This window comes from Pseudoalteromonas distincta (genome assembly GCF_005877035.1).
Classification (GTDB): domain Bacteria; phylum Pseudomonadota; class Gammaproteobacteria; order Enterobacterales; family Alteromonadaceae; genus Pseudoalteromonas; species Pseudoalteromonas distincta.
Genome location: NZ_CP040558.1, coordinates 946,550 through 968,461 on the forward strand (window position 1 = coordinate 946,550; position 21,912 = coordinate 968,461).

19 protein-coding genes are annotated in these 21,912 nt (G+C 38.2%); 12 read left to right on the forward strand and 7 right to left on the reverse strand.

Translation table 11 applies throughout. The features are described from left to right. The first annotated feature begins 142 nt into the window (after window positions 1–142). From FFU37_RS04185 to radD, 4 genes are all read left to right on the forward strand, one after another. Window positions 143–2,803, forward strand: coding sequence for a TonB-dependent receptor (locus FFU37_RS04185; protein ID WP_138488790.1), 2,661 nt, complete (start codon window positions 143–145; stop codon window positions 2,801–2,803). 125 nt (window positions 2,804–2,928) lie between these two features. Continuing rightward, complete coding sequence (locus FFU37_RS04190) at window positions 2,929–4,869, forward strand: alpha/beta hydrolase family protein (RefSeq protein WP_138488791.1); 1,941 nt, start codon at window positions 2,929–2,931, stop codon at window positions 4,867–4,869. A gap of 336 nt (window positions 4,870–5,205) precedes the next feature. Further along, the gene (locus tag FFU37_RS04195; RefSeq protein ID WP_002958250.1) at window positions 5,206–5,508 is read left to right on the forward strand and encodes an H-NS histone family protein; all 303 of its coding nucleotides are present in this window, start codon (window positions 5,206–5,208) and stop codon (window positions 5,506–5,508) included. 124 nt (window positions 5,509–5,632) lie between these two features. After that, window positions 5,633–7,384, forward strand: coding sequence for a DNA repair helicase RadD (radD, locus tag FFU37_RS04200; RefSeq protein WP_138488792.1), 1,752 nt, complete (start codon window positions 5,633–5,635; stop codon window positions 7,382–7,384). Between the two features lie 35 nt (window positions 7,385–7,419). On the opposite strand, the gene FFU37_RS04205 is transcribed toward radD, so the two are convergent. Continuing rightward, window positions 7,420–7,755 carry a ribonuclease E inhibitor RraB gene (locus FFU37_RS04205; RefSeq protein WP_007378192.1) on the reverse strand — a complete coding sequence of 112 codons (336 nt, stop codon included), beginning with the start codon at window positions 7,753–7,755 and terminating at the stop codon, window positions 7,420–7,422. Window positions 7,756–7,969: 214 nt separating this feature from the next. Between FFU37_RS04205 and FFU37_RS04210 the strand changes: the two genes are divergently transcribed. The 3 genes from FFU37_RS04210 to FFU37_RS04220 are packed head-to-tail and all read left to right on the forward strand — an operon-like array spanning window position 7,970 to window position 14,306. After that, a complete protein-coding gene (locus tag FFU37_RS04210) occupies window positions 7,970–9,697 on the forward strand; it encodes an autotransporter assembly complex protein TamA (protein WP_138488793.1) in 1,728 nt (575 codons plus the stop codon). Beyond that, window positions 9,697–13,386, forward strand: coding sequence for an autotransporter assembly complex protein TamB (gene tamB, locus FFU37_RS04215; RefSeq protein WP_138488794.1), 3,690 nt, complete (start codon window positions 9,697–9,699; stop codon window positions 13,384–13,386). Before FFU37_RS04210 ends, tamB begins: the two co-directional genes overlap by 1 nt. A gap of 32 nt (window positions 13,387–13,418) precedes the next feature. After that, the gene (locus FFU37_RS04220; RefSeq protein ID WP_138488795.1) at window positions 13,419–14,306 is read left to right on the forward strand and encodes a peptidylprolyl isomerase; all 888 of its coding nucleotides are present in this window, start codon (window positions 13,419–13,421) and stop codon (window positions 14,304–14,306) included. Between the two features lie 59 nt (window positions 14,307–14,365). Here the strand turns inward: FFU37_RS04220 and queF are convergent, their stop codons facing one another. After that, on the reverse strand, window positions 14,366–15,211 hold the full coding sequence (gene queF / locus FFU37_RS04225) for an NADPH-dependent 7-cyano-7-deazaguanine reductase QueF (protein ID WP_039488544.1): 846 nt from the start codon (window positions 15,209–15,211) through the stop codon (window positions 14,366–14,368). Between the two features lie 59 nt (window positions 15,212–15,270). Between queF and syd the strand changes: the two genes are divergently transcribed. Continuing rightward, on the forward strand, window positions 15,271–15,810 hold the full coding sequence (gene syd / locus FFU37_RS04230; protein WP_138488796.1) for a SecY-interacting protein: 540 nt from the start codon (window positions 15,271–15,273) through the stop codon (window positions 15,808–15,810). A 63-nt stretch (window positions 15,811–15,873) separates the two neighbouring features. On the opposite strand, the gene FFU37_RS04235 is transcribed toward syd, so the two are convergent. The 3 genes from FFU37_RS04235 to FFU37_RS04245 all read right to left on the reverse strand — a co-directional run bounded on the left by FFU37_RS04235 (window position 15,874) and on the right by FFU37_RS04245 (window position 17,260). Further along, a complete protein-coding gene (locus FFU37_RS04235; RefSeq protein ID WP_002958242.1) occupies window positions 15,874–16,647 on the reverse strand; it encodes a Zn-ribbon-containing protein in 774 nt (257 codons plus the stop codon). Window positions 16,648–16,660: 13 nt separating this feature from the next. Then, window positions 16,661–16,927 (reverse strand): hypothetical protein, encoded by a 267-nt coding sequence (locus FFU37_RS04240; RefSeq protein ID WP_007378199.1) that lies wholly within the window; start codon window positions 16,925–16,927, stop codon window positions 16,661–16,663. Window positions 16,928–17,023: 96 nt separating this feature from the next. Beyond that, entirely contained in the window at window positions 17,024–17,260 is a 237-nt protein-coding gene (locus FFU37_RS04245) for a DUF2789 domain-containing protein (RefSeq protein WP_002958240.1), read from the reverse strand. Window positions 17,261–17,413: 153 nt separating this feature from the next. On the opposite strand from FFU37_RS04245, the gene FFU37_RS04250 reads away from it, so the two are divergent. Continuing rightward, window positions 17,414–18,067 (forward strand): GNAT family N-acetyltransferase, encoded by a 654-nt coding sequence (locus FFU37_RS04250; protein WP_138488797.1) that lies wholly within the window; start codon window positions 17,414–17,416, stop codon window positions 18,065–18,067. Between the two features lie 850 nt (window positions 18,068–18,917). Here FFU37_RS04250 and FFU37_RS04255 read toward each other — a convergent pair. Together FFU37_RS04255 and FFU37_RS04260 are read right to left on the reverse strand one after the other, a co-directional pair. Beyond that, window positions 18,918–19,217 carry a DUF3301 domain-containing protein gene (locus tag FFU37_RS04255; RefSeq protein ID WP_002963032.1) on the reverse strand — a complete coding sequence of 100 codons (300 nt, stop codon included), beginning with the start codon at window positions 19,215–19,217 and terminating at the stop codon, window positions 18,918–18,920. Beyond that, window positions 19,218–20,246, reverse strand: a complete 1,029-nt coding sequence (locus tag FFU37_RS04260) for a DUF3549 family protein (protein ID WP_138488798.1) — start codon at window positions 20,244–20,246, stop codon at window positions 19,218–19,220. It lies immediately after the preceding gene. Between the two features lie 104 nt (window positions 20,247–20,350). On the opposite strand from FFU37_RS04260, the gene FFU37_RS04265 reads away from it, so the two are divergent. The 3 genes from FFU37_RS04265 to FFU37_RS04275 are packed head-to-tail and all read left to right on the forward strand — an operon-like array spanning window position 20,351 to window position 21,877. Beyond that, window positions 20,351–20,671 (forward strand): YqcC family protein, encoded by a 321-nt coding sequence (locus FFU37_RS04265; RefSeq protein WP_138488799.1) that lies wholly within the window; start codon window positions 20,351–20,353, stop codon window positions 20,669–20,671. Beyond that, complete coding sequence (gene truC, locus FFU37_RS04270; RefSeq protein ID WP_039488539.1) at window positions 20,664–21,428, forward strand: tRNA pseudouridine(65) synthase TruC; 765 nt, start codon at window positions 20,664–20,666, stop codon at window positions 21,426–21,428. The genes FFU37_RS04265 and truC overlap by 8 nt, the downstream gene beginning before the upstream one ends. Then, entirely contained in the window at window positions 21,428–21,877 is a 450-nt protein-coding gene (locus tag FFU37_RS04275) for a flavodoxin (RefSeq protein WP_010553680.1), read from the forward strand. The genes truC and FFU37_RS04275 overlap by 1 nt, the downstream gene beginning before the upstream one ends. The last annotated feature ends 35 nt before the right edge of the window (window positions 21,878–21,912 follow it).

Sequence of the window (21,912 nt, forward strand, 5' to 3'; positions counted from 1 at the left end):
AAAGATGTTTATTTGGTTAGCCAAGTGTTGACCTTTTGGTTGAGTTAGGACTACTATTCAAATCGAAATAGTTACTGCGATTAATTGCAGAACATTTTGAAATAAATAAAATAATTAGAAATAGTATTCTAGGGAGAATCATATGTTAAATAATAAAGTTTCAAAGGCAGTTCGCTTAGCGATTGCTTTCGGTGCAGTATCAACAGCTGCATTTTCGGCTAGTTCATTCGCAGCTGAAGAAAGCGCAGATAAAGTAGAACGTATTCAAGTAACTGGTTCTCGTATTAAACAGGTTGATCTTGAAAATAGCTCTCCAGTAACAGTTATTACTGCAGCAGATATTAACTTGTCAGGTGAGCCATCTGTAGGAGATGTACTTAACAACTTATCTTCAAACTCATTCGGTTCTTGGACTGGTGTTTCTGGCTACGGCGCAGGTTCTTCTGCAACTTCAAGCATTAACTTACGTGGTTTAGGTTCTGATGCGACTCTAGTACTATTAGATGGCCGTCGTATGCCTGGAACAAGTACTTCTTCTGGTGCATCTGCAGATACTTCTCTAATTCCAATGGCTATCGTTGAGCGTATCGAAATCTTACGTGATGGTGCTTCTGCAGTATATGGTTCTGCAGCGGTTGCTGGTGTAATTAACATCATCACTAAAAAAGATTTCGACGGTTTAAATCTTAAATATGAATTTAATCAACCAAGTGTTGACGGCGGTGATAGCAGTACTTTCTCTGTATCGTCAGGTTTTACTGCTGAAAAAGGTAATATTGTTTTCACTTTCGAACACTCTGAAAGCGATGCTATTTACGATAGAGATATATGGGCACTAGATGATGAAACTTACGGTGCATACAGCTCGTACAGCCCAGTATCTAACTATTTAGATAGCACAGGCTACCATGCAAATTCAGATCTATGTGATGCAGAACCTAATACTGTAAATACTATTGATGCTGATGGTAATGGCCGTTGTACATATAGCTACGGTGAAGTAACTAAGTTTTACCCTGATACAAACAAAAACTCATTTTTGTCTAACTTCACTTATGAACTAACAGACAATATTCGTTTCATTGGTCGTGCGATGGCTAGCTTCAATGAAACAGATGCACGTTATGCTGGTACACCAGTATCTACTACGCCTATTTACATGAGTGCAGATAACCAATATAGCCCATCAGATGAAGATGTACGCATTTTTACTCGAGCTGTGCCAATTGGTAACCGTGATACAACAACTGAAGTTACAACAACAGATATTTTAGTTGGCCTTGAAGGTTTTACCGATCTTGGTAATGGTCTTGATTGGGAAGTAAACTTCCAAAACAGTGTTTCAAAAACTAACTCATTTGGTAAAAACCTAGTTAATGACGTTGCCTTCCAAGCGGCAATTGATACTGGTGAGTACGATGTATTTAACGTATCAGGCATGAGTTACGATGACTGGAGCACAAGTATGGGTGAGCTTTATCAAGAAGCAAATCATACAGGTACTTATGAAGGTCGTTACGAAAGTAAACAAATCGATGGTCTAATTTCAACGACATTACTAGATGACGGTGAATTTATAGTTGCCGGTGTTGTTGGTGGTGAATTTGAGCAAATTGATTTTACCCAAATCAGTGATCCAGAATCAGCGAATGGATTTATTTCTGGTGGTTCAGGTGGTGATGATGTTTATGTTTATGCAGATCGTGACCGTACAGCTGCTTACTTTGAAGTACAAGCTTCTTTCCCACATGATGTTGATTTGACAGTTGCTGGTCGATACGAAAAGTATGAGCAAAGTGGTACAACAAATCTTGGTAAAAAAAGTACTACGTTTGACAAATTTGTACCAAAAGTTGGTTTAACTTGGCGTCCAACAGATACTTTATTACTTCGTGGTTCTTGGGGTGAGTCATTCCGTGCTCCAAACATGGGTGAGATGTTCCAATCTTACGCATTAAGCTTCCCAACTGTTCGTGATACAGCTTGGTGTTCTGCTAACCCAGGACAAGAAACTGATGGTTATTGTGCTGATGCAGGTGAGCAAGTTGCAACGTGGTTTGGTGGTAATACTGAACTTCAAGCTGAAACAGGTGATTCTACAACGGTAGGTTTCGTTTGGGATGCAGTTGAAAACCTTTCGCTTGAATTAACATATTACTCAATCAATTACGATGATAAAATTGATAGTGTAGATAATTCAGAACTTCTTCGCCTTGAAATTGAACAAGGTGGTTTAAACTCTACTCCAAATGCAATTGAGCGTAGTGCTGATACAGGTAAAATTGATTACATGTACACTGGTTACGTGAACAAGAGCTCGCTATCTACTGACGGTATAGACTTTACAGCTAGATACCGTTTTGATACTGACTTTGGTAACTTTACGAGCACATTAAATGTATCTCGAGTTTTATCATTTGAAGAAGTAGCTGATTCAGAATCTGATGCATTTGATTACGCTGGCTTACAAGATTATCCAGAATGGAAATCAGATTTAGCGGTTAACTACGCTTATGAAGACTTCTCAGCTACGTGGACTATGTTCTATGTTGGTACTCAAGATTCAGGTAATGAAGAGTACGGCGTAGATTACTATGCTGATATTCCTAGCTATTTCAAACATAACGTTCAAGTAAGCTATGTTGCACCTACAAATACCAAAATTGCTTTAGGTGTAAATAACTTATTTGATAAAGCTGCACCTAGCTTCTACGATGGCTTCCGTGATTACCGAGACTCTAACTGGTCTCTATATGATCAAACAGGTCGTTCATTGTACTTACGTTTAGAGCAGTCGTTCTAAGCATTATCTAATTTAGTTACAAAGAATAAAGCCCTGCTATTTAGTAGGGCTTTTTTATTTACTAATAAGTGAAGTCTCTCTCAGCATGCTGTTGTTAGTAAGCACTTAATTTATTTGGAAGTATTATGTCAGCAATATTTAAGTTAATAGTAATTTCTTACTTGTGTATTATTTCTTTTGAAATCAATGCTCAGAAGGCACAACCAAAAATTGAAGATTTTTTTAAAAATCCTAAATTCTCTAATCTTCAGCTTTCCCCAAATGGTAAGTATTTAGCAGTACTATCTCCAATAAATGAGAGAAAAAATATTGTTATACTTGAAACTGACGGGTTAAAAAATGCAAAGGCGGTAACAAAGTTTGATGATCAAGATATTAATGATTTTTCATGGGCTAATGATGATGAAATTGTTTTTAAGCTTGATAGTGATGGAAATGAAGCTTTTAGCCTTTATAAAATCAATGTAAACGCTAAAAAAGCGAGAGTTATTGAGTTAGTTGGCTCTAAAGTAGGAGCCTCAGGTATCCGTTCTGCAAGCATTGTCCATATGCTACCTAATGATCCAGAGCATATTGTTATTCAATATAATGGAAGAAATATTAGAGCTCCGGATCTTTATAAATTACCTCTTAATAGTAAATGGGATAGAAAGCGAGAAAGAAATTTTAAAATGAAGATTCTGGCTAAGAATCCAGGTGATTTTCAGGGTTGGCTTTTAGATCATGATGGTGAAGTGAGAGGTGCTGTTGCTATCAATGGCTTAAAAGGTAAGTTTTATTATAAGAATAAAGGTGAAAAAGAGTTTCGTATATTACGTGACTATAACGTTGAAGAAGAAAATATTACACCTCTGGCTTTCGATTTTGATAATAAAACACTATTTGTAGCTTCAAATATTAATAGAGATACGTCAGCTATTTATTATTTTCATCCTGATAAAAACGAGTTAGGTGAATTAATCTTTGGAATGCCAGAAGTTGATGTCTCTAATTTAATGTTATCGACTAAACGTAAAAAGCTAATCGGAGTCAGGTATTTAGATGAATACCCTGAAGTAGCTTATTTTGATAAAGAAACCGCCGAGATGATGGCCTCATTGAAGAGCGCTTTTAAAGATAAAGTTGTTAATGTAGTTAGCAGCTCAAAAAATGAAGCACTGAACGTTGTATATGTTGGTAGTGATACAGATCCTGGTCATTATTATTTGTTCAATAAATCAAAAAATACGCTCAAATCATTAGTTTCACCTATGGGCTGGATTGATAAAAGTCAGTTATCACCTATGAAACCAATTAAGTTTAATAGCCGTGATGGTTTAACTATTCGTGGCTATTTAACAATACCAAAAGATAGCAACGGTAAAAATTTACCTTTGATTGTTAATCCACATGGCGGCCCTTATGGTATTAGAGACGCATGGGGTTTTAATTCTGAGACGCAATTTTTTGCGAGTCGGGGCTATGCAACAGTTCAAGTCAACTTTCGTGGTTCAGGTGGTTATGGGAGAAAATTTCAACAAGCAGGCTATGGCGGTAAATGGGGCGCCGAGATGCAAAATGACTTAACCGACGCTATTGAGTACTTGGTAGGTGAGGGGGTTATAGATCCAAAAAGAGTATGTATTTATGGTTCTAGTTACGGCGGTTATGCAACTATGGCCGGTCTTACTTTTACTCCAGAGCTTTATAAATGTGGTATTAATTATGTAGGTATAACTGACGTTGAGTTACTTTTTGACTCGCTTCCTAAGCATTGGGAACCACAAAGAGAGCTTCTAGAAAAGCAAATTGGTAACCCTGATGATAAAGCTTTAATGAAAAAAATGTCTCCACTTCATCATGTAGATAAAATAGTAGCGCCATTAATGATTGTGCAAGGAGCCAAGGATCCTCGTGTTGTAAAAAAACATGCACTCGATTTAAGAGATTCTTTAGAAGAGCGCGGAATTATATTATCTGACGATGAGTGGATTATGAAAGATAACGAAGGACATGGATTCCAAAAAGAAGAGAATAAAATAGAGCTATATACTAAAATTGAAAAGTTTTTAGCTAAACATCTATAGTTATTTACCATTTTATTAATACATGTATATAAAGTTAAATGATTTTAATATTGTGATTTTTATATGCATGTACTATTTAATAAATAGGCTAAATATGAACTTAGTGTTTTTAGCCACGGTAAAAAAGGGTAATCTCTAGTTATTGAGTCTACTCGGTTAAAAGTATTGCATTGTCATTTTATAGCCTCTAGATTTGATAATTATACTATTGTAAAAGTATTTTTTTTATAAAGCTTAAAAGCAGCAGGTGTCTTTGAATGGTAAAAATAACTACTTGGCATTATACTAAGTAGGAATAATTAAATAATTCCAATCACACAATTTAGCGAGATATAGATGAAAGAAGTCCGATCTTTTATTAAAACAGCATCATTAACAGAGCTTGAAAAAGCTCAACAGCTTATCAATGATGCAATTTCAAAATATACCCAGCAGCAAAAAGCGAAACAGGAAGTTTTGGATCTTTTAAAAGAAAAAGGACTTACGCTAGAAGATTTACAAGATGGAGCATCAGACAAGCGCACTAAAGTTAAGCCTAAGTACCGTATGGAACTCAATGGTGAGACTATTGAATGGACTGGCCGTGGCCGTCGTCCTAAAGCGTTTGAAGGTGTTGAGCTTGAAAAGTTTTTAGCTTAAAGCTAAATATAAGAGAAGCTTCGGCTTCTCTTTTTTGTTTACCCCTCAATAAAATATAATTAAAGTCTAAATGTCATAGCAGTAATTTGCTAAAATCCCCTTATTAAAATCTATTTGTTTTCCCATGAGCTATAAACTAAGACCTTACCAGCAAGAAGCCGTAGAACGCACTGTTTTACACTTTAGAAAGAGTAATGATCCTGCCGTTATTGTACTACCAACCGGCGCAGGTAAGAGTTTGGTTATTGCTGAACTTGCGCTTATAGCTAAGCAAAAAATATTAGTGCTTGCTCATGTAAAAGAGCTGGTAGAGCAAAATTCGCAAAAATATAAAAGTTTTGGTTTAGAAGCGAGTATATTTTCAGCAGGCTTAAAAGAAAAATCATTAAACCATCAAGTAACCTTTGCCAGTGTGCAATCACTTTCTCGTAATTTAAATAAATTAAATGAGCATTATTCATTACTTATTATTGATGAATGCCACAGGGTAAATGGGGATAAAAAAAGTCAGTACGGTAAAGTAATAAACAGTTTAAAAGAGTATAACCCTCAGTTAAAAGTATTGGGTTTAACAGCAACACCTTATCGGTTAGGAATGGGGTGGATATACCACCACCATTATCATGGTTTTGTTAAGGGTACTCAAGAAAGTCCGTTTAAAAGTTGTATTTTTGAATTGCCGCTCAGGTATATGATCAAACATAATTATTTAACGCCGCCTAACGAAGTTGATGCAGCAATTAGCCATTATGATTTTTCGTCCTTAGATAGCAATGCATTTGGGCAATATACGACTGATGATATGAATGCGCTTTTAAAAAACAGTGAGCGCGCAACGCAGGCTATATTACAGCAAGTAATTCAATACAGTGAAGAGCGCGAAGGTGTTATGGTTTTTGCCGCTACGGTAATGCATGCTCAGGAAATATTAAGCTACCTACCAGCTCATCAAAGTGCACTTATAACAGGTGATACGCCAAACACTGAGCGCGATAAAATCATTAAGCAATTTAAAGCTAAGCAATTAAAGTATCTAGTTAATATATCGGTACTAACAACCGGCTTTGATGCGCCACATGTCGACTTTATAGCTATTTTAAGACCTACAGAATCGGTTAGTTTATATCAACAAATTGTGGGGCGAGGTTTAAGGTTATCTGAATCGAAAACGGATTGCTTAGTAATAGATTATGCTGGCAATGGTTTTAATTTATTTCACCCAGAGGTAGGTGATAAAAAAGGCGATAGTGATAATGAACCTGTGCAGGTACTTTGCCCAGGTTGTGGGTTTGCGAATATATTTTGGGGTAAAACAGACTCCACTGGCAAAGTAATAGAGCACTTTGGCAGGCGTTGCCAAGGGCTGTTAGAAGATGATGAAGGTAGAAAAGAGCAGTGCGATTATCGTTTTAGGTTTAAAGAATGTGAGCAGTGCGGCGCCCAAAATGACATTGCGGCACGTAAATGCCATGATTGCGGCGCGGTAATGGCCGACCCTGATGATAAGTTACGCAATGCATTAAACTTAAAAGACGCACTTGTGCTTCGATGTAGTGGGTTATCGGTAACTCTAATTAAAGATGAACTTATTAAAGTAACGTATTTTGATGAAGATGGCGCAAGTTGCGATGAGGTGTATAACCTCGCAAATAAAGGCGGGCAATTTATATTTAATAAGCAATTTGGTCTACGAGTAGGATTTGGACAAACACCTATTAATTTTAAAACTGCAGCGCAAGTATTAAGCGCACAATTTGAATTAGTACCACCAGATTTTGTTATTGCACGAAAAAGCAAAAAGTATGGTTGGAAAGTGGCTGATAAGCTATTTGACTATAAAGGCAATTTTAGGAAGGCAAATCAGTTAAGCCGTTAAGCTTAACTGATAGAGTGCATTGAACTAAAAGGCAATTAAGCTTCGTCACCGTCCATTAATCCCCAGCCGTCACCATATCCATTAAAGCTATTAGCAATGCTTTCAATGTATTGCTCAGCTTGGCCTAAAAGGGTGTGCTCTGGCACCATTTGTACTTGAGTGATTACTTCCCAAACGCCAGTGTCTTTACATTTTTCAAGCTCAGCATTTTGAACTAATGCATCAGAGACTATTTCTTTAGCAAATTTTTCAGCATCGGCTTCTTGTTCAAATAAAATAAAAAAATCGACTTGGTGCATTTTATTTAAATCAATGCCAGCAGCGGCTATTTCGGCTAAAAGTTGGCCGTTATCATCATCAGGGAATTGCATTAAAAACTCATTTAAAATTAATTTTTTATTCGTAGGCACTATTGTAACTAAAATATTGTCTTAACGCGTACTAATTTTAATTATGCTGATGCTTATTCAAAGTTAAATTTACGCGTTAGATTGTCATTAAGTTAATGTGTTGCTCATTATGGCTATGCTAATATGCGCGTAATCAGCCAGTTTTATGTAAGATATTAAAAGTAAGGATATTTACTTGTTTATTAAGTTTTTACGTTGCATATGTGTTGTGAGCGCTTTAATTGCGACAAATAGCTATGCGGCAGAAAAAGTCATAGAAGATTACGAAATTAAAGGGTTAAGTGGCGATTTAGAAAATAACGTAGCCCTTTATCTCAAGCAATTAATTGGTGAAAAACCAACCCGTACACTTCGCCGTTATGCTCAAAAACAAGTACAAAATAGCATCAAAGCTCTTGGCTATTATAGCCCGACCGTCGAGGTTATTTATGATAAAGACGACAGCGAGCTAATTGTTAAAGTTGAGCGAGGTCCTGCAACTCGCATAGAAGCAATTAATATTACGCTAAACGGCGATGGCCAAAATGATACTCAATTACAGGCATTAATTAAAAATACCAACTTAAAACAAGGTGATGTTTTAAATCATGGTAGATACGACTCTGCTCATAAAAAACTAGAATCTATGCTATTGGAGCTTGGCTATTTTGATGCAAAGTGGCCAGCGCGCAAATTAGAAGTGTCACTTAAGAAAAATAGTGCTGTTATTACTTTTGTAATTGATACTGGGGTTAGATATCAGTTTGGTGATATAAAAATTGCCAGTAATACGCCTGCTGAAAAATACATACGCTCGCTTGCGCCTTTTACTCAAGGTCAACCTTATAAATCAACACATATTGCTGACTATAATTTGGATTTATCAAGCACCCCTTATTTTGCAAGCGTGCGCGTTTACGCCGATATTGCTGCGCGTAAAAATAGCCAAGTACCTATTAAGGTAGATGTGTTGCACAAGCCTGCAAATAGCTATGAAATTGGCGGCGGTTTTAGTACTGACTTAGGGCCCAAAGTGCGTTTTAAATGGAGTAAACCGTGGATCACAGAAGACGGTCATTATCTCGAAACTAATTTAAATGTGGCGCAAAAGCAGCAAGATATTTCCATGGCTTATACCATTCCAGTTGATGATCCGAATGATGATTTATGGCGTTTTTCTGCTGGATATAAATTAGAGGATGAACTAACAAACGATACCTACAGTGAAATACTCACGGGGCAAATTCAGCGCCAATGGTTAACCGAAAATAAGTGGGTGCGTACTGCATTTTTACGCCGCGACCAAGAAACCTACCGCATCGGTGATGAAGAGGAAGAAAGTACCGAAATGTTAATGCCGGGCATTAGCTACGCCCGCAAAAAATCAAAAGGCGGCACGACTCCATACTGGGGAGAGCAGTGGCTTATATCTGCTGAGTTTGGCTTAGATGATGTGCTTTCGAGTACTAATCTGATTAGGGTACAAATGCAACATGCGTGGTTACGTACTTACTTAGAGAAGCATTTAGTGTTTTTAAAAGCAAATGTTGGTGCAATGCTTGTTGATGATATTGAAAACGTACCTTACTCACTGCGCTTTTATGCAGGTGGCGATCAAAGTGTTCGTGGTTTTGCGTACCAATCAATATCGCCGGAAAATGATGATGGCGACCTCATCGGTGGTAAATACTTACTAACCAGTACAATAGAGTACAACTATCAGTTTGCTCAAAACTGGCGCGCAGCTTTATTTGTTGACGGTGGTACTGCAACGAATGATTTTTCTGATGACTTTGAAGTAGGCGCTGGTTTTGGTTTTCGCTATTTAACACCCGTTGGCCCAGTGCGTATAGACCACGCTTGGGGATTAACAAAAGAAAGTAAAAGCACACGTTTAAGTATTACCATAGGGCCAGAAATTTAATGTCAGTATTAAAAAAGATAACAGCCGCCGTAAGTGCTATTTTTGTCACGTTAGTTGTCGCACTATTTTGTTTGTTATTTACCGCAGCCGGTAATCAATTTATTGCTTATAGTGCAAACAAAGCGGTAGATGGACTACATATCGAAATTAAAGATGGCCGTTTTATTTATAATGATGCCTTTAATGTGCGCTTTACTAGCAACGGATTGGACTTTAATGCACAACAATTGAAAATTGATTTGTTTTGGTGGCAGTGCGATGGAATTTGTATAGATAACTTGAGTGCTAAATCTATAAATTTAACATTACCAAAAACTGCAGAGTCAGAAGAAGAAGCCGCTGCAGAGACGCTTGAAAAAATCAGCTTACCTTTTAATATTGCTGTAAAAAACATTGCGATCAATAAATTTACGCTAGAGCATCCAAGTGCAAATGTAAGCGTTAATAGCTTTAAACTCTCAGCAAAAGCAGAGGGTTCAAAGTTGACGGTTAAAAGCCTGAATATTCCCACCATACTTGTTGCTTTAAAAGAGCAAGAACAAGGTGCGAAAACACAAACGGCGCAAAATACTCAAGCGCCTTTAACGCACCTACCCGCACTGCCTAATATAGAATTTACTTCACCACTTGATTTAGTTGTTGAAGACTTTGAAATAGCTAACATTACGATTGAGCAAAACGAAGCCCAACATGTTATTGAAAACATCTCGCTGCAATTAAGTGTGGAAGATGCGGTTATTAATTTAGAGTCATTCTCAGCAAAGTATGAGCAGTGGCAGCTTAATACGCATCTTAACGCTGAGCTTGCAGGAAATTTGCCCATAAAAGGGGATGTTGTTTTACAAAGTGATGAGCACCAAGCCAACTTGCAGTTGAATGGCGACTTATCAAACCTAAACTTAAATTTAGAAACGCAGGGGCAATATCCGCTTAGCTTAACGGCAACGGCAAATTTAAAGCAAAAAAACTATCCGTTTGAGTTAAATGGCAAAATTAAACAGTGGCTTATTGATGCACAAAGTAATGAGCTTAAAGTGCGAAATGTAAGCCTTAACGCACAAGGTAATGCTGACGATTATCAGCTTAGCCTGCAGGGGAATAGCCAATTGGGCGCGTACCCAGCTGTTGACTTAAATACCCAATTAAAAGGCAGTCTCACTAAAGCAACTTTACAAGCGCTAAGCATTAAAGCGAACGAAAGCAGTGCAACTATAAAAGCCAATGTTGATTGGCAAAAAGGCATACAGGCTAACTTTAATGGCACGCTTGCTAACTTAAAAGCGCAGTACTTAACTGATGCCGCAACCAGTGATATTTCGGGACAGTTTAAAGGCTCGTTTAATGCTGCTGACGACAAGTGGCAGCTACAAATGAATAATACAAAGTTAAACGGATTACTTAACGACGTGCCACTAGAATTTGCCTCGAACTTTAAGCTCGACAACACGTTAAAAGCTAATATTGATAGTTTTTATTTAAGTAGCGGCACCAATAAATTAGCACTAAGCGGGCAAGTTGATGACACTTGGCAGGTTGACGGCAAAGTAACACTAAAAAGTGATGAAAAAGCTAATATTCCATTTACTGCCGACGGCAACGCAAATTTAAAAGTGAGAGGGGAGAGGTTAACGCCTTCTGTTGATTTAGCGCTAATACTCGATCGCTTTATTTTTGATGAAATAAACATTAATAAATTATCAGTAAAAGGGCAGTTAGATACCGCAGCCGATTGGCAAACCGATGTTTCGGTAAGTGTTGGTTCGGCGCTTGTAGCCGAACAGCAAATTAATAGCGTTAAAATTGATATTAGCGGGGATAAAACAGATCATCAACTTACGGCATCTGTAGATGCCGAGCAAGGCAGTGTAGAGCTTGAAGTTAATGGCAAAATTAATAATACCACTTGGAATGGCGAGCTTAGTAATGTAACGCTCAGCGATAAAAAGCTTAGTTTTAGTAATACTAAAAATATTGCCATTATGGTTAATACGCAAAGTGGCGACTTTGATGTAAGTGCACATTGTTGGGCATCTGAGCAAAGTAAATTGTGCATAGACACCTTAGCGCAGTCAAAAAACCTCGGTCAGCTAAATGCTAAACTAAGCAATTTAGCTCTTGAGGAGCTTAAGCACTTTTTACCTAATAGCATTCGTACTCGCGGTAATATAGCTGGCGATGTTGCACTTAATTGGCAAAGCGGTGCGCTTAAAACATTACGCGCAAATATCGATTCTAGCGACTTAGAAGCGGTGCTTACCTCGGAAGAAGATCGTTTTAAATTACCAATCGAAACTCTAACTGTTAGTGCATTTTCTGACTCTCAAGTTGGCAAGCTTGAAGCTAATTTAGAATCAAGTGTGCTTGGTAAAATAAACACACAAATTGATATTGACGACATACAAAATACGCAAGCGCTTAACGGCACTATTAATATTGATAAAATACTCCTTTCAGACTTACAACCATTTCTTGAAACCCTCGAGCAGTTAAAAGGTGATATTAGCGGAAAAGTCGCGTTAGCTGGTACGTTAAAAGATCCTTTATTAAATGGCGAGCTTAATGTGAGCGATATTAGTTTAGAGGGCGAGCAATTACCTATAGCGCTGCAAAAATCAAATATAAACGTATTGTTTGATAAAACAACAGCCACAATAAAAGGCAACTTAAACGACAATCAGGGCGGTAAAATAAATCTCACCGGTGACGTTGATTGGCAAGGTGCGCAACCTGCTGTAAATGTTGCGGTAGTTGGCGAGCAGTTTTATGTACGCGCGCAGCAAGGGGTTACTTTTAAAGTATCGCCGGATTTAAAAATAGGCTTGGCTAATAATGCACTCAAGCTTGCTGGTGAGGTAATTGTGCCTTACGGTCGTATAATGATTGAAGAGCTTCCTGAGGGCGCGGTGCAAGTTAGCGATGATGAAATTATTGTTGATCAAAAAACTGAGGCCACCGAGACAGTCCCGTTTGATTACGACATAGATTTAAAAGTGATTGTTAAAAACGATGTAAAAGTAGAGTCGTTTGGCTTGGAATCAAAAGTTGCGGGTGATTTAGCGATAAAAATGAGTCAAGGTGCACCAATTATAGCCACAGGTGAGCTTAACTTGATTGAAGGTACTTACTTAGCCTTTGGGCAAGATTTAATAATCAGCACCGGGCAAGTAGGTTTTAGCGGTTCAATTGAACAACCATTTTTAAATATTAAAGCAATACGTAACCCAGATACGACTGCAAACGGTGTGATTGCAGGGGTTACGCTCACGGGTAATGTTGAACAACCAACGCTTAAAATATTTTCTGAGCCTGCGATGGATCAAGCACAAGCACTCGCATATTTACTTAATGGCCAACCTTTAGGTGATGGAGAAAGTTCGTCAAGCGATGCTATGCTTACGCAGTTATTGCTCTCTCAAGGTGTTAGCCGCAGCGAAGGGGTTGTTTCTAAGGTAGGTGAAACCTTTGGGTTATCAGATGTAAGTTTAAGCTCATCAGGTAGTGGCGATAGCACCAAAGTAGAAATATCAGGTTACGTAGCACCCAGCTTACAAGTTAAATATAGCGTGGGTGTATTTGATTCGCTCAGTGAAGTGGCTGTGCGATATCAGTTACTTTCACAGTTATACATAGAAATAACGAGCGGGCTATACCAAAATGTTGATGTGCTATATAAGTTTGACTGGGAATAACCAAAACTATAATAATTATAAGGATATGAGTGATGAAAAAAATTATATTGCCAGCTCTGCTTAGTGTTTTATTAAGCGGTTGTGCCCAACAACTCGGTGATGATGTTGCTAATCAAGAGCTACCTTTATTGAGCGCGAGTGAGGTAATTGCGAGTGCAACAGACAATGACTGGCAAGTAGTGAACGCTCAAAATATTTTAAAGATAACGCTGCCAACGGGCGATGCGTACATTGAGCTTAATGAACAGCTTGCCCCAAAGCACGTTCAAAATATTAAAAAGTTAGCGCGAGAAGGGTTTTATAAAAACACCAGCGTTTATCGGTTTGTTGAGGGTTTTGTAGCGCAAGGTGGCGACAGCTCGGGTAAAAAGTTAATTAAAACGGCAGATAAAACAGTCCCTGCTGAGTTTTATTTAACAACAAACAAACCACTTTTAATTACTGAGCTAAATGGCGACGGATATGCACCAGTTACCGGCTTTTTAAACGGCTTTGCAGTAGCTCAAAACTCAGCACATACGCAAACATGGCAAGTGCATTGTAGTGGCGTGTTTGCAATGGCGCGCGATAACGATATAAATAGTGCGAGCACGGAGTTTTTTGTAACAATAGGGCAAGGCCCGCGCTACCTTGATAAAAATATTACGGTGTTTGGTCGAGTGCTAGAAGGTATAGAGCATTTTAACCGTTTAGCGCGCGCACCAACTGAAGGAAAAGCATTTAACCCAATTACTAATATACAAGTCCTTGGCGATGTACAAAGTGATAAAAGTATATTTAAAGTGATGAAAACAAACTCATCGGTGTTTAAAAACTTAATCAGTGCTCGTAAAAACCGTGTTGAACCATGGTTTGTTAAAGCACACAACTACGTTGATGTGTGTGGTATGCCCATACCCACTAAGCGCGAAGTTAATTAAAGAATGTAAAAAGGAGCCTAGGCTCCTTTTTTAATACTCATATCCCAGTTTAAAATAACCTACTGACGATTAATTTTAACCGCAAATGGCGTATCGTTATAATGCGTAGAGCGATACGGGTTTATATCAAGCCCACCGCGACGAGTGTAACGTGCGTAAACCTCTAACTCTTTAATATTAAGTTGTGTTGTTAAATCGCTATAAATACGTTCAACACACTGCTCATGAAATTCGTTATGTGTTCTGAATGAAATTAAATAACGCAATAACGACTCACGGCATATTTGCTCGCCTGTGTATCGTATAATTACACTTGCCCAGTCAGGCTGGGAGGTAATTAAACAGTTCGATTTAAGTAAATGGCTGTAGAGCGTTTCAGTAACTACTTCATCACTTTTTGCTTTAAGTGAATTAGCATCAATATCGTAATTATTAATTTCAATATCTAAATCATCAATACATTCACCTGGCAGCGCTGTACAGGGTAAGCAATTGTAATCATCAGGATTATATAAAGTCACTTTGACAGGGCTGTTAACTGCGTTTGATAAATCATCAATTAAATGCTGTTTTACTACATCAATGCTTTCAAATCGGGTTTGGTTAAAGCTATTTAAATAAAGTTTAAACGACTTTGACTCGATAATATGGCTGCTTTGGCATTCAAAGGTAAATAAGGCCACGGCAACTTGCGGTTTACCTTTATTGTTTAGCCATGAAAGCTCGTAACCTGTCCAAATGTCTTGGCCTTTAAATGGAAGCTCTGCTTCGTCAATATTTAAAGCATCACGATTTAGTTTGCGCGCAATAGGGAAAAGCAAGCTTGGCGTGTACACATCTACATACTCAGTAGATTGGCCTAATACGCTACCTTTAAGGTCTGGAGAATTGCTGTAATCTGTCATGTTTGCTCTTAAATAGTTACAATAGGGACATTATATCTAATTTAAATGAGTTTCACAGTATGTCTGTTGCATTGCTTATAGAACAACTTCATCAAACATTTAGCGAAAATACCCTTAAAAACACTACAAAGTACCCACTTATTGCGCACGACGAGCAATGGCCAAGCCCATGTGAAGTTGGTGAGGTTGACGAGCAAGGAAACATTCAATGGCAGGGGGCGCGTCAGCAACCTGCAGGTTCGCTTAATGATTTAGCCAGTGCACTAGAACTTGAGTTTCCAAAAGCGCTTAGCGAGCTATACGGACATATGTACGGTGGAAGTATTTTAGCAAGTATTGATGGGCATCAGGTTGAATTACTACAAGCATGGAACGAAGAAGACTTTAATTTGTTACAACAAAATATAACGGGCCACGTTTTAATGAAACGCAAGCTCAAGCAACCAGAAACAGTATTTATTGGTTTAACAGATCAAGATGATTTACTAGTAAGTGTATTGGTGCACACTGGTGAAGTATGTTTAGAGTTTGTCGGCAAAAAAACACACCATGTACTTGCACCTAACATTAATGCTTTTTTAAAGGCATTAGAGGTTTAAAACGTATTTAATAAATCAGCTTAGCGTCATCACTAAGCTGATTTTAAGCACTCATTAAAGTGGTTATTGAAAATCCCACGATATATTAGACACTAAGCCACATGGCTCACACCTAAAGTCGAATAACCCAAACCACGATTCAGGTAATTTCCAGTCGCCATTACAACTAGGGCATTTTCGTTCAAGTTCAGACGCTTTATCTACGCCGCCTACACGGTATAAATAATAATAGGTTGGCTTTTTAGTTAAAAAACTAATTCGCTTTGTTATGTCTTTTCCACGTCTATACAGGTCGCTTTGAATACTCGATATTTCTTCAAGCGCCGGAAACTCACAACGGGTTGCGCCATTAATTTGAATTTGATCGCATGCTTGCCAATCTTCTTGCCATTTTATAAGCGTTTTATAGTCACCATTAGCAATTGCCGGAATACGAAATAGCGGCACAGGCAAAAAGTCATCACCACAATAAAGCGGGCTGCACGTATGCACATAGGTTGTATATAAAATATAACTTGATGGTTCTTTGCAGCAATCAGCGCCGTTGGAGTGAATATCTTGTCCGATCACTTTTACTTTTGGCGCAAGTAGCCCAGCACTATGTAACTTTTCGATACTGTGCTTAACAAACGGGCTGTTATTTAGCGGGTGCATTGCATCTTCAGTAGGGCACATTACGCGGGTAATAAAAAATCCATCTTTTAAAACGGTTGGAAATTCTTCCCCCATTATTTGACCATTAAAACGCAGTGCATTTACTAAGCGATTTATTGCTTGTTCGGCTTGTTCTAGGGTGGTGTCTTGGTAGCAATCAAAAGTTAAATCAACAACGAACATTTATAGTCTCAAATTATTTTTGTTCTAGCAGCGCAAGAAGTTTATCGAGTTTTTGCTCAATTCTATCTAATTGACTTGTTTTAAGCTCAGTATTATCTGACTGCTGTGGGTTTCTCATGAAGTTATTAATTGAATCAGGATTGTTTTTATATTGGCTTACTGCTGCAATAATCATCGGCATTGGAACCGGTTGCGCCAAACGGCTTTTAGTTAGTGCTACAGTAGGGGTTTTGCCTTCATCGAGAAGGGCTTTGATTGCATCAAATACAACTGAATTCATTAGATATATAACTCTTTAATAAAATAAATACGCAGCATATAAATGCTGCGCAGATGCTATGTTAGCAATAAATAAGGGAGGGTACATTAAATAAAATTACTTACTTTGACGAATGCGCACATCTAACTCGTCAATTACTTCACTCCAATCTCCGTCTTGTGCAAGGGATTCAGCTAAAAAGTGCTGTTGTGCCTCATCCCAAAAAGAAGCTTCTTGGAGTAATGTTGTGTCTTCTAATTCATGTGAGGCAATAAATGCATCTATTTGCTCATCACTATTTGGTAATCCAAGCTGTGCAAAAAGTGTGTTAATGTCGTGTTTTGTCGTATCCATGATATTGCTCCTTTAAATGAATGAAAATTCATACTAGTACCTAACTGTACCTCCTGCTAGTTAAACTCTCGCTGAATTTACGGTTAATAATTTTAGGTATATAGTTAGATTTAAAGTTAAACAGCCTATAGCTAAAATAATAAAGGAAATACAATGAGTGTAACCACACCAGCTGATACGTTCAGCGTACAGTATTTAGCTGCAGAAGATATTAGTACTGCAGCGAGCCTAATTTATCAGGCTTATCATGACGATCCTGTATTACTAAACATGCTTAGCTACAATGACGAAAATAAATCAGTTTACGAAAAAAAATTACGATCAGTAATTCGCGAAGAGCTCAGTAGTTTTTGGCAAGAAAAACAGCCATTAATTGGTTTATACCGCAACGATAAATTAAAAGCAGTAGCGTGTGTATTTGAATCTAATAGCCAATTACAAGCACAGCGTTATTGGCACTGGCGTTTAAAATTAATGCTGAGTGCGGGCTACTTACAAACAAATCAATTAATAGATAAAGAACAAACAATTAGAGACGCCCTTAAACAAAAAGGCAATTACTATTTTTTAGCTTTTATTGCCGTAGATCCGCATTTTCATGGACAAAGCTTTGGTCGTTACTTACTACGCGGGCTTGACGACTTAGTTAAATGCAACGCTGAGTCAACAGGGATGGCTGTATTTGTAACACGTAAGGAGCACATTGAATTTTTTAAAACTGAAAAGTTTGAAGCATTTAAACACCTTACTTTTAACCAAGTAGAGGGCGAGTTACTGTTTAAATCAATAATTGAGCCAACTATTTAAAATTATAATGTAAGCCAATGCGCCCAAACGGACATAAGACCGTGAGATATATCTCACATCATCGTAAGCATTGTCACTTAAAGGCTGCTAATAAGTAGCCTTTTTTGTTCTAAGTTATTGTTCTGCATCGTTTATTTTGTTTTTTCATTTTTGTGACGTTTATTTATTTAATGTTAAGTCCTATTTCTCCCCCCTGATTGCTTTAAACTTCTCTTTGTCAAGACGACATAGCTCAATGATTGAGTTACTGCCAAGGATACGGAATAGGCAACATAGCAGACGCTAGCAGGAAGCATAAAGGACAAGCTAAAACGGATACAAGGAAGAATAAGGAAGTGCATGAAGCACTTAGTAGCTAGGAGTTACTTTAGGATAATCACGGATGACGCTACAGGAAGTAGCAGGAGCGTTAGTTTACGCAGGACTGCCAAGATGGCAAGTGGACATTGCAGGATGCAAAAAGTGGCAGGAGCTACTTTAAAGGATTACCAGGGATGATGCTACGGGACGTAGCCAAACGATAGATTTCGTGGGTTTGCCAAGATAGCTATGGATATTGCAGGATGCAAAAGTGGCAGGAGCTACTTAAAAGGATTGCCAAGGATGATGCTACGGATGTAGCCAAACGATAGATTTCGTGGGTTTGCCAAGGTGGCCATGGATATTGCAGGATGCAATGTGAGGGTAAACAAGGTTGTTTACTCGTTCAGGGGATGATAATACGGATTTAAGATAATGGATATCTAGCAGGATGCAGTCCAATTGGGGCGTAACTTTAGTTACGCCTTAGTTTTTTGTGTTGAATTAAATTTATTAATTTAAGACACATACTCTTAAAGTATATTAAGTTTTATATTTTATGCGGTGGAACAACCACACTTTTCAAAAACTCATTTTCCATAATTAACACACCTTGATAAGCATTTTCACCATCGCTTGAAAATTCAAATATAAATTCACTTTTAATGCCTGGCTTGCCGTTCTTTAAAAAACCAAAGCGGCGTTTTGTGCATGCAACACTCATCAACTGCACCTGCAGTTGCTCACTTTGACGTTTAGCATGAACGTTCGCCGCTTCAGCAACCTTTCGGTTAAGCCAAAATAAGTAAATTACACTACCAATAAGTATGAACGTCCATAAACTTGCCATTTAAGAGAATAACCTTCCAATTGCACGCGCGAGGGTTTCGCTACGATTTTCTTTACGTAATAAGCCTAATAAATGCGGGCGAATAGTTGGTATTGCAACTAAGTCTGCAAAAATACTTGGAAACAACTCTTCAATTTTTTGATGATGCGCGCAATTATCCATAAATACATGTAAGCGTTCAGGGTTTTCTAATTGCTTAAAACACCGCCCAGCTATTGTTAGTAACACGTCAGAGTCGTGCCTCACTGGTGAGCTTAGTACAGTATCAACTAATTGAGCGCATAACCCTTGAGCTTGACCTTTTGAAATTGATCTTAGTGCTGCGGTTATAGCCACTGTGTCGTTGTTACTAATTGCACCCTGCGTGTAATCAACAAGTAACTCACTCATTGATGTTGGTATTTCAACGTGTTCAAGCATGGCACTGAGTGGTTGTAGTACTTCAATAGGTAAATGCGCCCATGCTTTTTGCAGATTACTTAAGTTTGTATCGCTGTTTAAGCGTAGTGCAAAATCGGCAATACCCTGTAGTGCAACACTTTGCCAATTATCAAAACCAATTTTACCGCTAAAGTACAGTTGTGCATGCTCGTAATACTGCGATGCAGGCTGTTTTAATAGTACTTTTACTTGGGCGTTAAATGCCGCTAATTTATTTGCGTTTGGTGTAAAAACATAAGGGTTATTATCAAGTTTTCCATCGGCTTGCTCACCTGTAATTTCAGTGCCTAGCGCTTGAATAACCATATCAGCAAAGTGATCGCGACTAGCACTTACCAGCATACTTTGCTCATCAAGTGGAAATTTTAAAAACCATACATACGGTTCTTTACTGGCTTTAGTATCCCAAAATTGAATAGCGAGCCATGCATGACCAGCAAGTGGATAAGGGTAAGGCACTTGAGCTTGTTCAATAGCTAAAAATTGTTTTTTATCAAGCTTAGTAATGTGCCTGCCAATATCAAAAGCACGCCACTGAGTACCCGCACCATCTAAAAGCTGACCTAATGTAGCTATTTGATCACTCATTGTTTTCTCAACTGTTTTTACTGCAAAATTACATTAATTATACGTCATAGCCGCTTATGAGGGAACAGGGTATAATTGCATTACATATATAAAAGAGGGTGGTTATGTACCAGCAAACCCAAACTTATTTAGTGCAGCTAACGGCACTTTTACAAAAACACGCGCTTTGGCAAAGTGAGCCAATAGACGCTGAGGCACTGCTTTCAAATACTCCTTTTTGTCACGATACAATGGCGTTTGAGCAGTGGTTACAGTTTGTATTTATTGAAAAAATACAGCAATTAATAACACATAGGCAACCACTGCCGCGTAACTTTGCTATTGCCCCTATGGCGCAAATGACACTTGTGAATAAAGCCGGAAGCGATGAAATAATTGAATTACTAACAGCCCTTGATATCTTTTTAGGAGAACCAAATGAGTGAGCGTCCAGCGCCTATTGAATATGGCGAGCTGACTATTTTGTATCAAGATGAAAACTATGTGGCTATAAATAAGCCTTCAGGTTTATTAGTGCATCGCTCGTTTTTAGATAAACACGAAACCCAGTTTGCTATGCAAATGTTGCGCGACCAGCTAGGGCAACATGTATTTCCAGTACATAGGCTCGATAGACCTACGTCGGGCGTATTACTGTTTGCATTGAGCTCGGAAGCTGCTCGCGATATGAACCAGCTATTTATTGAAGGTACCATTGCTAAGCGCTATTTAGCCTTAGTGCGCGGTTTTGCACCAGAGTCAGTATTTTTAGATAAACCGCTTAAAGAAGAACTTGATAAAATAGCCGATAAGTTTGCAGATCAAGATAAAGCACCGCAAGAAGCGCAAACCCAGTTTAATTGCTTGCACCAAGCTGCATTGCCTATTCCTATTGGTAAGTATCCAACAGTGCGTTACTCGTTAGTTGAGTGTTTTCCAAAAACCGGGCGCAAGCATCAAATTCGCAGACACTTAAAACATTTATCACTGCCTATCATTGGTGATGTAAATCACGGTGATAACCAGCATAATCAATTTTTTAGGGATCATTTTGAGCTAAGACGCTTAATGTTATTTGCAACAGAGCTTAGTTTTGTGCACCCTTATAGTAATGAATCAATAACAATTAAAGCGCCACTAGGTGAAGACATGCTTGAAATATGTAAGCAGCTAGGTTGGCCAGAGCAAGAAAAGGATTATTAATGGCACATATTAGTATTTTTGTAGGCAGCGTTAATGGCGGTGCAGAGCGTTTAAGCGATGAAGTTGCAGCCACAATAGAGCAAGCGGGTCATACTGCTACAGTAATTACTGAAGCATCACTTGATGATATAAAAAATGCATCGCACATTTTAATTGTTACCTCCACAACAGGCCAAGGTGATGTACCGAGTAATTTGGCCGGATTGTACTTTGCAATGAATAGCACTTTCCCAATGCTTACCGATAAACCATTTGGTGTAATTGCAATGGGTGACAGATGTTACGGCGATACATTTTGTGGCGCAGGGCGAAGCTTTGACGAGCTACTTCGTGATTTACAAGCAAAGCCTGTGGGCAACCGCCTAGAAATAGATGCATGCGAAGACTTTGAACCATGGCCGGTAACCGAGCCTTGGTTAAAAGTATGGCTAGAAAAACTACCTGCTTAATCCTTAACTTTAAGGTATTAAAAAAGGAGCGCATG